12 protein-coding genes and 1 pseudogene are annotated in these 12,534 nt (G+C 43.7%); 1 reads left to right on the top strand and 12 read right to left on the bottom strand.

Annotated elements, in window-relative coordinates:
- Nucleotides 1-3: 3 nt before the first annotated feature.
- Entirely contained in the window at nucleotides 4-765 is a 762-nt protein-coding gene (locus AB6735_RS26255; protein ID WP_370999162.1) for an NlpC/P60 family protein, read from the top strand.
- Between the two features lie 87 nt (nucleotides 766-852).
- On the opposite strand, the gene AB6735_RS26250 is transcribed toward AB6735_RS26255, so the two are convergent.
- From AB6735_RS26250 to AB6735_RS26195, 12 genes and pseudogenes are all read right to left on the bottom strand, one after another.
- On the bottom strand, nucleotides 853-1,758 hold the full coding sequence (locus AB6735_RS26250; RefSeq protein WP_370999161.1) for a WD40 repeat domain-containing protein: 906 nt from the start codon (nucleotides 1,756-1,758) through the stop codon (nucleotides 853-855).
- A gap of 98 nt (nucleotides 1,759-1,856) precedes the next feature.
- Nucleotides 1,857-2,444: a bifunctional phosphoribosyl-AMP cyclohydrolase/phosphoribosyl-ATP diphosphatase HisIE gene (gene hisIE / locus AB6735_RS26245; RefSeq protein WP_370999160.1), complete on the bottom strand. Its 588-nt coding sequence runs from the start codon at nucleotides 2,442-2,444 to the stop codon at nucleotides 1,857-1,859.
- A 114-nt stretch (nucleotides 2,445-2,558) separates the two neighbouring features.
- The gene (hisF, locus tag AB6735_RS26240; RefSeq protein ID WP_370999195.1) at nucleotides 2,559-3,344 is read right to left on the bottom strand and encodes an imidazole glycerol phosphate synthase subunit HisF; all 786 of its coding nucleotides are present in this window, start codon (nucleotides 3,342-3,344) and stop codon (nucleotides 2,559-2,561) included.
- A 9-nt stretch (nucleotides 3,345-3,353) separates the two neighbouring features.
- Nucleotides 3,354-3,698 (bottom strand): annotated as a pseudogene (locus tag AB6735_RS26235) (endonuclease domain-containing protein); the annotation flags it as partial.
- Between the two features lie 51 nt (nucleotides 3,699-3,749).
- The gene (locus tag AB6735_RS26230; RefSeq protein WP_370999159.1) at nucleotides 3,750-4,499 is read right to left on the bottom strand and encodes a HisA/HisF-related TIM barrel protein; all 750 of its coding nucleotides are present in this window, start codon (nucleotides 4,497-4,499) and stop codon (nucleotides 3,750-3,752) included.
- Nucleotides 4,500-4,504: 5 nt separating this feature from the next.
- A complete protein-coding gene (hisH, locus tag AB6735_RS26225) occupies nucleotides 4,505-5,155 on the bottom strand; it encodes an imidazole glycerol phosphate synthase subunit HisH (RefSeq protein WP_370999158.1) in 651 nt (216 codons plus the stop codon).
- A 36-nt stretch (nucleotides 5,156-5,191) separates the two neighbouring features.
- A complete protein-coding gene (gene hisB, locus AB6735_RS26220; RefSeq protein ID WP_370999157.1) occupies nucleotides 5,192-6,328 on the bottom strand; it encodes a bifunctional histidinol-phosphatase/imidazoleglycerol-phosphate dehydratase HisB in 1,137 nt (378 codons plus the stop codon).
- On the bottom strand, nucleotides 6,325-7,386 hold the full coding sequence (hisC, locus tag AB6735_RS26215; protein WP_370999156.1) for a histidinol-phosphate transaminase: 1,062 nt from the start codon (nucleotides 7,384-7,386) through the stop codon (nucleotides 6,325-6,327). Before hisC ends, hisB begins: the two co-directional genes overlap by 4 nt.
- 116 nt (nucleotides 7,387-7,502) lie before the next feature.
- On the bottom strand, nucleotides 7,503-8,789 hold the full coding sequence (gene hisD, locus AB6735_RS26210; protein ID WP_370999155.1) for a histidinol dehydrogenase: 1,287 nt from the start codon (nucleotides 8,787-8,789) through the stop codon (nucleotides 7,503-7,505).
- Nucleotides 8,790-8,870: 81 nt separating this feature from the next.
- The gene (gene hisG, locus AB6735_RS26205; RefSeq protein ID WP_370999154.1) at nucleotides 8,871-9,722 is read right to left on the bottom strand and encodes an ATP phosphoribosyltransferase; all 852 of its coding nucleotides are present in this window, start codon (nucleotides 9,720-9,722) and stop codon (nucleotides 8,871-8,873) included.
- Between the two features lie 316 nt (nucleotides 9,723-10,038).
- The gene (locus AB6735_RS26200) at nucleotides 10,039-11,553 is read right to left on the bottom strand and encodes a hypothetical protein (RefSeq protein ID WP_370999153.1); all 1,515 of its coding nucleotides are present in this window, start codon (nucleotides 11,551-11,553) and stop codon (nucleotides 10,039-10,041) included.
- Between the two features lie 208 nt (nucleotides 11,554-11,761).
- Nucleotides 11,762-12,253 carry a D-glycero-alpha-D-manno-heptose-1,7-bisphosphate 7-phosphatase gene (locus AB6735_RS26195; protein WP_370999152.1) on the bottom strand — a complete coding sequence of 164 codons (492 nt, stop codon included), beginning with the start codon at nucleotides 12,251-12,253 and terminating at the stop codon, nucleotides 11,762-11,764.
- Between the last annotated feature and the right edge of the window lie 281 nt (nucleotides 12,254-12,534).

Raw genomic sequence — 12,534 nt, 5'->3', positions numbered from 1 at the left:
TCAATGGAATACGGTATTTGTAATCTGGCGGTTATTCCGCTGCGTGCCGAGGCTAATGACCGCAGCGAACAGGTGTCGCAGCTATTGTTTGGCGAAGCATTTGAGATCATAGAATGGACTGACCGCTGGATAAGGATCATCACCGAGAATGATGGCTATGAAGGTTGGATCGGTCGCCTGCAGTTTACTATGCTGGGTCATATCGCTTACAAAAGTTTCAAGCATGTAAAACCACCGCTTACCTACCGGGCGGTAACACAAGCCTGGAAAGTTGCCGACAACAGTGTTGTTTACCTGCCAGCAGGTAGCTCTTTAGCCTTTTTGGAAGGTACCACCTGCCGCATAGGCACCGAGCGTTTTGAGATCATCGGTGAAATAGGTGAACGGGAAGATATAGCTACCACAGCCAAATCATTTTTAAATTCGCCCTATTTATGGGGAGGGCGAACTCATTTTGGTATTGATTGTTCGGGGTTTACACAGGTGGTGTTTAGCCTTAACAATATTAAAATCAAACGTGATGCCAGTCAGCAGGTGGAGGAAGGTATCCTGGTTGAAAATATTGCACAAGCCCGCTTGGGCGACCTGGCCTTTTTTAACAATGAGGCTGGCAAGGTAACCCATGTAGGTATTATGCTGAACAATGAACACATTATCCATGCCTCAGGAAAAGTTAAAATTGATGCGATAGATACAGAGGGTATTTACTCGAAAGAACAGAAACGGCATACACATAAATTGCATAGTATCAAAAGGTTTATGTAAATGAAAAAGACGCATGTAATGCGTCTCTACGGTTTGTTTTTGTAGAGACACATTACATGTGTCTCTTGAATTTGTCCTGCAGTTCCCTCAATCAAACTTAATATCCCACACCAGCACACTTTTATCATCGCTTACAGATAGCAGCTGATCTCCGTTCCAGGCCAGTTTATTGACTGATAATACATGACCCGGATGGCCTTTTTCACGGCTGATGATCTTATATAATTTAAAATCATCGGCTCCCCAGATCTTGATGCCCTTATCCATACTGGCGGTGGCAAAGTAGGGCTTTGTAGGATGAAACAGGATGTGATTTATGGCAAATAAATGCGCCGGAATATTTTTGACAGGCTGATAAGTGACACTATCCCAGATCTTGATCTGCGCGTCGCGGCCACCCGATGCAAGGTAAGTACCATCGGGACTATAAGCCAATGCAAAAACCGACATAGTATGGCCATGTAACGATTTAAGTAAGGTATAATCATGCAGATCGTAAATTTTGATGGAATTATCCCTGCAGCCAAAAGCTACTTGTGTTTCATCTGGCGATATGGCTATGCAGCGTACTGTATCGGCAGATACTTTGATACTGTGCACCATCTCTAAACTGGCCAGGCTCCATACCGAAACTGTACCATCTTCGGAGGCTATCAGTAATTCGTTCTTAGTACTTACCGACTTGATATCGAAGATCGGCTTAAGATGATGGGCAAGCGATTTCAGAAGTTTTTGCTGTATAAAGTCAAACACCAGCACCTCGCCGCTGCGTAGGCCCGTCAATAATATAGGATAGCCTACAGGGCCATGTATAGCATAAATAGAAGCCCTAACCGGGAACATCACTTTAATGAACGAGAAACTTTCCAGGTTCCATTCCACCAGGCCTTTATCGTTGCCGCCGGTAAATAATATACCCGGTTTTTGCGAAAGTTCTAATGTGAAAATGGGGTTGCCATGCCCGGTCAATTCTGCTATTTTTTCTGCGGTCATTGTTTTAGTTCATGGTTAATAGTTCATGGATCATAGATGAAAATTAGTAATCAAAGTTTTACCATGAACTATTATCTATGAACCATGAACTAAAAAAACTATTTATGTCTTGATTCCAGGTTTTTGGCTATTGTTTTCAGGTCGAGTCCTTTTTCACGAAGCAGCACTAATAAATGAAATACAAGGTCTGACGATTCATTGATCAGGTCTGTTTCGGTTTCGGCAAGGGCCGCTATAACGGTTTCAACGCCTTCTTCACCTACTTTTTGGGCTATTTTGTTGAGGCCCTTGTTGCGCAGTTTATTTACATACGAGCCTTCAACCGGGTTCTCGTACCTATCAGCAATAATATTTTCCAGCTCCAGGATAAAGTTCTGATTAAACTCCGTTTTAAAGCAGCTGCGCGAACCGGTGTGACAGGTTGGGCCATCGGCTTTAACTTTGATGAGCAGGGTATCGTTATCGCAATCAATGCTGATGTTTTTTACATGCAGAAAGTTGCTGCTGGTTTCGCCTTTTGTCCACAAACGTTGTTTGGAACGGGAAAAGAAAGTTACGATATTTTCCTGTATGGTTTTTTCATAGGCTTCCTGGTTCATATAGCCCAGCATCAGCACTTCAAGTGTTTGCTCATCCTGTATGATCACCGGAACCAATCCGTCGGTTTTGTTGAAATCTATATTCATTTTTTATTACCTGTTATGAGGTGTGAGTGTGCGAAGTGCAAGAAGCCAGAGTGGATTAGCAATTTGTATGTAACTATTCTACTCTCGCTCTTCACACTGCACACCCGCACTTAATCATATCCTTACCTCAATATTATTACTTTTTAACACCGCTTTCAAATCGGGTATCAGTATCTCGCCATAATGGAATACGGATGCCGCCAGTGCCGCATCTACATTTGTTTTTTCAAAAACATCAACAAAATGCTGCACCGCGCCCGCACCGCCCGACGCTATGACCGGGATATGCACGGCATCGTTAATAATTTTTAGCAGTCCGTTGTCGAAACCATTTTTGGTGCCGTCATGATCCATGGAGGTTAGCAGTATTTCACCTGCTCCACGGCTTTCGGCCTCTTTTATCCATTCTAAAGTTTGACGTTCTGTTGGGAGACGACCGCCGTTCAGGTGTACTATATTTTTATCATCAATGAGGCGGGTATCAACCGCTATTACCACAAACTGCACGCCGAATGCTTTGGCCAGTTCATCGATGAGGGCCGGGTTGCGGACCGCGGCAGAATTGATAGATATTTTATCTGCTCCTGCATTTAATAAGGCATCGGCGTCGGCAATTTCATTGATGCCACCACCTATGGTAAAGGGTATATTGATCTGCCTTGCTACTGATTTTACCAGCTCAACCATGGTTTTGCGGCGCTCCACGGTAGCGGTAATGTCCAGGAAAACGAGTTCGTCGGCACCCTGGCGCGAGTAGTTCCAGGCCAGTTCAACCGGGTCGCCGGCATCGCGCAGGTCGACAAAGTTTACACCTTTTACCGTACGACCGTCTTTAACATCAAGACAAGGTATAATGCGCTTTGATAACCCCCCCCGCCCCCTAAAGGGGGTGCTTTTGATTTGCTTGGTTATATCTTCCAATACTTTATTTAGGTTGTTGAATACTTGTTCGTTTGTGAATCTTAATACTTTTAGTCCCTGACTTTCAAGAAATGTTTGTTTTTCAAAGTCATTTACTTTCACTTCTGGAAGAGCATGAATACTTCCGTCTACTTCGATTACCAACTTATGCTGATGACTATAAAAATCAGCTATGTAACTTCCGAGAGGATGTTGTCTTCTGAATTTTGTATCGCTCAAATAAACATTTAGCTGGCTCCATAAAAAGTTTTCAGCAGGGGTCATGCTGTATCTTAGTGCTTTAGCATTTGCAAATATTTCAGCATTGGCCCCAAGAAATAACTTTTTTTTCATCAATCTAAAGTTACGTATGCATATAAGCTCCCTCTTCAGGGGGCTGGGGGGTTAAATGGAGATCAAAGATTCCAGGTTCCAGTTTTTTACGTCTTCTATAGTGATATGACCTTCGTAAATGGCTTTGCCCACTACGCATGACTCAACCTTAAGACGGCTCAACTGTTCGATATCCTTCATAGAACTTACACCACCCGAAGCGATCAATTTAATAAAAGGCGAATGATCCAGCAGCTTTTCATACAGCTCAATACCTGCACCACCCAGTTTACCGTCTTTATTGATGTCGGTACATAGGAAACGGAAAAAGCCTAAGGAAAGGCATTTATCAACGTAATCCATCAGTTTAATAGGGGAGCTTTCCATCCAGCCGGAGTATTTGATCACTTCATCCAACACATCGATGGCAATAACTACCTGGTCTGAGCATTTATCTTTACCGCAAATTTCAGAACCCAGTTCGGGTAAAAAGCTTGGGTTAGTGAGGGCTTGTGTGCCTACAATAACGCGGTGAACACCTGCATCTATCAGCTCTTTCACTTTATCAATGCTGCGGATACCGCCGCCGTATTGCACCTTCATGTCGGTTTTACGGATTACATCAAACAGGTATTGCTGGTTGCTGAAATCGTTTTTGGCACCATTAAGATCAATAACATGGATAAAATTGGTACCATTGCTCTGATAGCGCTCAATCATTTCTTCCAATGTAACATCGTATTCTGTAACCTGACCGTAATCGCCTTCACGCAAACGCACTACCTTTTTGTTCAATATGTCAATAGCAGGGATAATGTACATGTCTTTTATAGTTTTGAAAAATTAGTTAATAGCGTTTCGCCGTACACCCCAGATTTTTCGGGGTGAAATTGTACGCCGTAAAAATTATCATGCCAAATTGATGCCGAAAATTCGGTGCTGTAATTTGCTGATAGTAAAGTATATGTTTTGTCATACTCAATAAAGTATGAATGTACAAAGTAAAAATGTGAACCTGACGGTATATTTTTAAATAAAGGGTTGTCTTTTTCAGGATACACCTGGTTCCAGCCTGTATGAGGTACCTTATATTCGGCACTATCCTGGAACCTTAAAGTTTTGATCGGGAAGATATTTAACAGATCAGAATCGCCTTCTTCGGAGTAGGAGGTAAGCAATTGCATACCTACGCAAATACCCAAAGTAGGCTTTTTAAGCGCTTTAATAGCTGGAACCAAGCCGGTTTTCTCCAGTTTGTCCATAGCCGCGCCTGCGTGCCCAACCCCGGGAATGATATAACGGTCGAACTTTTCAAAATCCTCCTGACTATTGATAAAGCCATAAGGAATACCCAGCCGCTCCAAAGCCGCCGTTAAAGAAAATATATTGCCAGCGCCGTATAAAATAATGCCGACCCCCCCGCCCCCTAAAGGGGGAGCTTTTGAAGTAGCGGCTGTATTTTGATCGTTAGTTTGCATATTGTTTACTTACTCCCCCTTCAGGGGGCGGGGGGGTTATAGTACCCCTTTAGTACTTGGTAAAACCATCTTATCTACATCACGCTTTACGGCCATTTTTATTGCCTTGGCGAAGGCTTTAAATATAGCCTCAATTTTGTGATGTTCGTTTTGTCCTTCGGCTTTTACGTTCAGATTGCATTTGGCCGCGTCTGAGAACGATTTGAAGAAATGATAAAACATTTCTGTTGGTACATCGCCCACTTTTTCGCGGTTAAATTCTGCTTCCCAAACTATCCAGTTACGGCCGCCAAAATCAATGGCCGCCTGTGCCAGACAGTCGTCCATAGGCAGGCAAAAACCGTAACGTTCAATACCTTTTTTATTACCTAAAGCTTCCGCAAAAACCTCGCCTAAAGCTATGCCGGTATCTTCAATGGTATGATGCTCGTCAATATGCAGATCGCCCTTGGCAATTACTTCCAGGTCGATACTGCCGTGGCGTGCGATCTGATCCAGCATGTGATCAAAAAAATGCAGACCGGTTGATACTTTGGCCTCGCCGGTACCATCCAGATTTATTTTGATATAGATGTCGGTTTCTTTAGTGGCGCGGCGGTGTTCAACCACACGCTGACCCAGTTTCAGAAACTCGTAGATCTTTTGCCAGTCGGTTGTTTCCAGGGCAATGGTATCGCCGAGATGGTCGGCTTCGGTAAACTCAGCGCCACCTAAACCCGATTCATTGTTGATCCAGATGGCCTTTGCATCTAAATTACGAGCCAGCAGCACATCGTTTTTACGGTCGCCGATGGTAAATGAACCTGGCAGATCATACTTTTCGGTATCAAAGTATTGCGTAAGCAGTGCAGTGCCCGGTTTGCGCGTCGGCGCTTTTTCGGCCGGGAAGGTACGGTCGATCACAATGTTATCAAATTTTACCCCTTCGGCCTCAAATGTTTTCAGGATGAAATTATGCACCGGCCAAAAGGTATCTTCCGGGTAAGAAGCTGTACCCAAACCATCCTGATTGGTGATCATCACCAGTTCAAAATCAAGCTCCTTGGCAATTTTAGGCAGATAAGTTAACGCGCCGGGGTAAAACTCCAGCTTTTCAAAAGAGTCTATCTGCTCATCGGCAGGTTCTTTGATCAGTGTACCGTCGCGGTCAACAAACAATATTTTCCGTTTCATTTAAAGTTTTGTAGCGTTTGAAGTAGTGTAGTATTTTCATCGGGTGTCCCGACAGTAATGCGCAGGCAGCCTTCGCAAAGCTCCACTTTGGAGCGGTTGCGTATAATGATGCCCTTGCTCACCAGATAGTCGTAAATACGGTTGGCATCGGTTGTTTTCACGAGGATAAAGTTAGCATCCGATGGATAAATATCCAGTACAAAATCAAAGTTTTTAAGTTCAAGCACCAGCCTGTCGCGCTGTGTCAATGTTTCTTTGATCCAGCTATTGATCTGGTCGATATTGGCCAGCGCTTCCAATGCTAGTTGCTGAGAGGCTTCGTTCACATTATAAGGTGGTTTTACTTTGTTCATTACCTCAATGATCTCTTCGCTGGCAAAGGCCATGCCCACTCGTAAACCAGCTAACCCCCAGGCTTTTGACAGAGTTTGTAAAACCACCAGGTTGGCATATTCGGTTAACTCCTGTATGAAAGTTTTCTGGCGACTGAAATTGATATAAGCTTCATCAACAATCACCAGTCCGTTAAAATTGGCCAGCAGGGTTTCCACATCCGCTCGATTGATAGAATTGCCGGTAGGGTTGTTGGGCGAGCAGATAAAGATGAGCTTGGTATGCTCGTCGATAGCTTCGGCAATGCCTTCCAGGTTAAGTTGGTAATCCTCAGTAAGCAAAACCTTGCGTGCCTCCACATCATTAATATTGGCCGATACCTGGTACATGCCATAAGTGGGGGGCACGATGATCACATTATCAACGCCCGGATTGCAGAAACTGCGAAAAAGGATGTCGATAGCTTCATCGCTGCCATTACCTATAAAAATATTGCGGGGCGGTACCCCTTTAATTTCGGTAATGCGTTTTTTTAACTGATACTGCAATGGATCAGGATAGCGGTTAAACTGCTGGTTCAACGGCGACCCGAACGCGTTTTCATTAGCATCCAGAAAAACACTGGCCTCACCCTGGTACTCGTCACGTGCGGAAGAGTAGGGAGTTAGGTTTTTGATGTTTTCGCGGAGTATATTGTTGATGTTATACATTGTAATATTAATCATGTCATTGCGAGCGTAGCGTGGCAATCTCCTCGCGTCTATGTATACGATGAGATTGCTTCGTCGTTCCTCCTCGCAATGACATATTTGATAGAGAAACGCTGTTCTTTAATTATATTTTAATTTTTATTCCTTATTGATACTGCATTAGCATGTGCATGCAAGCCCTCTAATTCAGCCAGCGTTTGCACCGTTGGACCTATGTTGGTAATCCCTTCACGGGTGATATGCTGGAAAGTGATCTTTTTGACAAAAGAGTCAACGGATACACCTGAATAGGCCCGCGCATAGCTGCTGGTTGGCAGGGTGTGGTTGGTGCCTGAGGCATAGTCTCCGGCGCTCTCTGGGGTTAAATTACCCAGGAATACTGAGCCTGCGTTGATGATGTAACCAGTGATCTCTTTCCACCTTTCGGTTGCCAGGATTAAATGCTCGGGTGCGTATTGATTGCTGAAATCCATAGCTTGCTCCAGATTGGAAGTAACCACGATGTACGAGTTATCTATGGCCAGTTTAGCTATCTCGGCACGTGGCAGAGTAGGTAGTTGTTTTTCTACTTCGGCCAGGGTTTCCTGCGCTATTTTAGCAGAGGTACATACCAATACCGATTGGCTGTCGATACCATGTTCGGCCTGCGCCAAAAGGTCGGCAGCAATGTAGGCCGGGGTAGCGGTTTCATCGGCAATCACCAATACTTCTGATGGACCCGCAGGCATATCAATAGCCGTTGTGGTGGTCGACTGGATAATGGTTTTTGATTTTGTAACAAATTGATTTCCAGGTCCAAATATCTTATCAACTTTAGTAATACTTTCAGTTCCGTAGGCCATGGCTGCAATAGCCTGTGAACCACCGGCCAGGTATATTTTATCGATACCTAATAGCAAGGCTACATAGGCTATAAAAGCGTTTACCTTGCCGTTTTTTTGCGGCGGCGAACACACCACAATTTCATGACAGCCTGCTATGCGTGCGGGGATGCCCAACATTAAAAAAGTGCTTGGCAAAACAGCTGTTCCGCCTGGGATGTACAGGCCAACTTTTTCAATCGGTCTTAACTCGCGCCAGCAGGTAACGCCGGGCATGGTCTCTACTTTATCTTCGGTTTTTACCTGTGTGCGATGGAATTTATAGATATTGTTATAGGCGGTTTCCAACGCGGATTTTTGCTCTGCAGATACCGATCCGGCCAGTTCTTCCAGATCGGTTTTGTCAAGGTACAGGTTGCTTAATTCAACCTTGTCGAATTTGCGGGCATAATCATACAAGGCACGGTCGCCATGTTGCTGCACGTTATCGATAACCTCTTCAACAATAGTGCGGATCTCATTAGCCGGATCAACATTGCGCTGAACCAGTTTCTGAATATCGGTGCTACTTAAATCTGAATAATTATATGTCTTCATTTCGGTTTGCAGTTTTCAGTTGGCAGTTTGCTTTATTTACAGTTTCAAAATGCTAACTGCAAACCGCCAACTGCACACTAACTATAAAATTATCTTCTCAATCGGCATGACTACAATGCCCTGGGCGCCGGCTTGTTTCAGCTGACTTATCCTGTCCCAGAAATCGCGCTCAGGGATCACGGTATGTACCGCCACCCATTCCGGTTCGGCCAGGTTTACTACCGATGGGCTTTTTACGCCTGGTAATAAAGCGGTTACTGCTTCAAGGTTACCTACATGAACGTTAAGTACCACGTACTTAGTTTCTTTGGCGCGTAAAACAGACTGAATCCGTTGGATCAATTCCTGTACCAGGTGGTTGCCTTCTATTGTTTTACAGCCGATCAATACCGCCTCTGACGACATTACATCGGCAAATGGTTTCAATCCGTTGCTTTTTAGTGTACCGCCTGTCGAAACCAAATCGCAGATGGCATCGCTCAGGCCCAGGCCTGGAGAAATCTCCACTGAACCCGAAATGGTACGGATATCTGATTGGATACCTTGCTGTTTCAGGAATTTACCTAAAATAACCGGGTAGGTGGTAGCGATGGCTTTACCGTTCAGGTCGCTCAGGCTTTGAATATCGTTGTTGTTGGGTACGGCTATTTTTAGCGAGCATTTGCCAAAGCCTAAACGTTGCAGGTAGCTTACCTCAACTTCGGTTTCCTGTATCACGTTTTCGCCTACAATACCCAAATCGGCAATGCCATCCTGAACATATTCGGGAATGTCATCATCGCGCAAAAAAAGGATCTCTAAAGGGAAGTTGGAAACGGGGGAGATAAGCGAGCTTTTGTAATTTTCGAAATTTAAGCCGCAATTTTTTAGTAATTCAACAGATTTTTCGTTGAGACGACCAGATTTCTGGATCGCTATTTTAAGTGTTTTCAAAAGATTGAATTTAAGAAACTATGATAAAAAAGAGTATAAACGGAGGTTGTTATTTCGCGTAGAAACATACATATTAGCTGATCACCACAAGGTGGTGATGCAGATGAAGATGATGTAGTGCGATACCGTTCATTTTTATATAGTAAAACTATAGATTAGCTGCCGCAAATATAGACAGATGTTTTTTAAATCAAAATTTAATGTGAAATTGTCTTAACTCGAATTAAACGAATTATTGAATGCCCAGAATTTTTTAATTCTGGATTATGGCGTTTTAATTCTGTTCATTCTTTAATTCTCGTAATTCGAGTTAAGATTACTCCTCACATTCATAAATACCACCTTCTTCGCCAAAATCTTTGATCAGCTTGAGTGTTTTTACTTTTTGGATATCTTTTAGATTGATCAATTCCGGATTTTCGAGTACGTTGAACCAGATAAGATAAAAATGTTTCTTTTTATAAAAACTGGCGATATCCTTTTTGAAGAACCGGTGCGGCACCAGGTATGAGGACATGCCCGAGAAGAAATAAACCGCCTCATGCGCATCGGTATAAATGGTAACCTTGGGCTTAAACATACTTTTATCAATATGTTTCAAATAAGCCGCAAAGGGCGATTCCAGCCAATCGTCAGAAGTATAGCCGGGTACGCCGTAATCATCGGCTATTTGCTCGCTGTAGCGCTGCTTATCTATAAAAAACTCCTTGGTTACAAAGCCCAGCATCATCACTATAAATACGGCGGCTACCATGCGGCGGGTTGTGATATTACTGATCTTTTTCAGGATCAATAGCCCCCAGCTGGTATAACCCCAAAGCGCGGGTATGAAAATAGGCGCCAGTAAACGGTGATTGATGCGTTCATAACGAGAAAAGGTAGAGGAAATAATGATAAATAAACCATAAACCAAGGCAAAGGTAATGGCCAGGTTCTCAAAACTGTCCAGCCTGCGGCGATAGTAATTATAGGCCAGCGCTGCTATAAAGCCCAATAACATCACCGTAGCAATGGGAGTAGCCAGGTAGTATTGGTTTGGAGTAAAGCCCACCCAGTCGCACATCACAGTGCCAAAATAATATAGGTTTTTACCGAACGGGGTGATAGAAGGCTCACGCGGCCCGGTTGTAGTACCCGACATAAACGCGTTGAACAACAGATTGCTCACCAGCAGCGATATGCAAACAAAGCCGTATATAATAATATGAACGATCTTCTTTTTAAGTGGTAAAACCCTATCAAGCAGTAACAATAAGCCACCCGTACCTACAATGGTAACCGCGGCATAACGGGTGATGCAGCTTATAGCGGCAATAATAGCAGCTACTAATAAGGGTTGAAGGGTATGTTTTAAAAGATATTGCCGGAAAGCGACGAGAAACAAAAGCGTTTCAAAAATAAACAAGGTCTCTGACCATAAATAGGAGTATACTTGTAAAAGCGCCGGGCTCAGTACAATAGCCACCAGTATTAACCATTTATAAACCCGTGATGTGGGTACAAAACGGTGCATGATCCAACCGCTCATATATATTAGGGTAGCAAACATCAACCCGTTCAATACCGAGCCGAAAATAACCGGATCAGTACGGGTGATGAATTTGATGCAACCCAGGAAAATAGGGTAAAACACCGGGAAATCAACTATAGGCAGGTGGTTAAAGGTTTGCAACGTGCCGTTGGTATTCAAACTCCGGGCGGCGCTCACGTACATGATCGAATCGGGCGAGATCCCTATACCACTATAACTGCAAAATATACGCACGGCAAAAAAACCAAGTAGCGCGGCTATAAAAGTATCGTAATTTTTTAAGTAGCGGTTTAGTTGCATGTGATGTTTTACTGGTTAATAGGGATAAAAGTTGTACAGGGCGAAAATGTTTTAAAAATATACATTTCATAACACGTCATTGCGAGCGTAGCGTGGCAATCCCTAACTCTACAGAGCGACTTTGCATATTTGCCCTGCTAATCGGGGATTGCCACGCTACGCTCGCAAATGACGCGTTTTATTTTTTATGACATCTTTGATTAATTATTTAATCAATCAAATCCAATACTGTACTTATCGGCTGGTCGCTGTTTATTAATATACCTTTAACGCCCGCTGCGGTTCCTGCCTCTACATCACGTTCGCGATCACCAATGAAGTATGATTTTGCCGGGTCGATATCATATTTGGTAATGCCCTGTAATAATAGTCCCGGTTTTGGTTTGCGGCAATCGCAATCTCCGGTAAACAGGGGGTGGTGCGGGCAATAAAAAAAGTCGGTTATCTCTACACCGTGTTCGTGGTAGGTTTGTTTCAGCAGAGCGTGCATTTTAGCCAGCTCCTCTTCGGTATACCAGCCTTTGGCCAGGCCGCCCTGGTTAGTAGCCACCAGTAACAGGTACCCGCGATCCTGCAGGGTTTTCAGGGCTTCAAAATTGTCGAGTATATGAAAATCCTCCAGGCGGCGCACATAGTCGCCCATTTCCTGGTTAAGTACCCCATCACGATCTAAAAAAACGGCTTTATTTTTTGCTGGCATCAGTTTTAAATTTTTCGCGAAGTTACAATTCTAAAATTTAGGTTAAAAGGTACGTTGATGTAGGGCGCATTTTAAATTTTCACGCGGTGTCGACTCACCCGCCCGTTGCTAGGTGCGGGTACCCTCTCATCAGCTACTACACTTCCTCTCCACGCGTCATTGCGAGGTACGAAGCAATCCCCAATAAGCAAATCCGCTCGGTATAGCATAGAGTTAGTATGTTTGAAAAACAAGCTTCGGATAGAAGTTTCACAGTAACTTAAAGTTAACAAAAGTGAAAA

This window comes from Mucilaginibacter sp. RCC_168 (assembly GCF_041355315.1).
In the GTDB taxonomy this organism is placed as follows: domain Bacteria; phylum Bacteroidota; class Bacteroidia; order Sphingobacteriales; family Sphingobacteriaceae; genus Mucilaginibacter.
Note: the sequence above shows the minus strand (reverse complement) of the source record. Positions and strands in the feature narration are given on the sequence as shown.

Bases quoted from the DNA above. Each gene is read 5' to 3' on its own strand.
- hisD (WP_370999155.1), bottom strand. From the start codon at position 8,789: ATGAAGACATATAATTATTCAGATTTAAGTAGCACCGATATTCAGAAA.
- hisC (WP_370999156.1), bottom strand. From the start codon at position 7,386: ATGATTAATATTACAATGTATAACATCAACAATATACTCCGCGAAAAC.
- AB6735_RS26255 (WP_370999162.1), top strand. From the start codon at position 4: ATGGAATACGGTATTTGTAATCTGGCGGTTATTCCGCTGCGTGCCGAG.
- hisIE (WP_370999160.1), bottom strand. From the start codon at position 2,444: ATGAATATAGATTTCAACAAAACCGACGGATTGGTTCCGGTGATCATA.
- hisH (WP_370999158.1), bottom strand. From the start codon at position 5,155: ATGCAAACTAACGATCAAAATACAGCCGCTACTTCAAAAGCTCCCCCT.
- AB6735_RS26230 (WP_370999159.1), bottom strand. From the start codon at position 4,499: ATGTACATTATCCCTGCTATTGACATATTGAACAAAAAGGTAGTGCGT.
- AB6735_RS26250 (WP_370999161.1), bottom strand. From the start codon at position 1,758: ATGACCGCAGAAAAAATAGCAGAATTGACCGGGCATGGCAACCCCATT.
- AB6735_RS26200 (WP_370999153.1), bottom strand. From the start codon at position 11,553: ATGCAACTAAACCGCTACTTAAAAAATTACGATACTTTTATAGCCGCG.
- hisB (WP_370999157.1), bottom strand. From the start codon at position 6,328: ATGAAACGGAAAATATTGTTTGTTGACCGCGACGGTACACTGATCAAA.
- AB6735_RS26195 (WP_370999152.1), bottom strand. From the start codon at position 12,253: ATGCCAGCAAAAAATAAAGCCGTTTTTTTAGATCGTGATGGGGTACTT.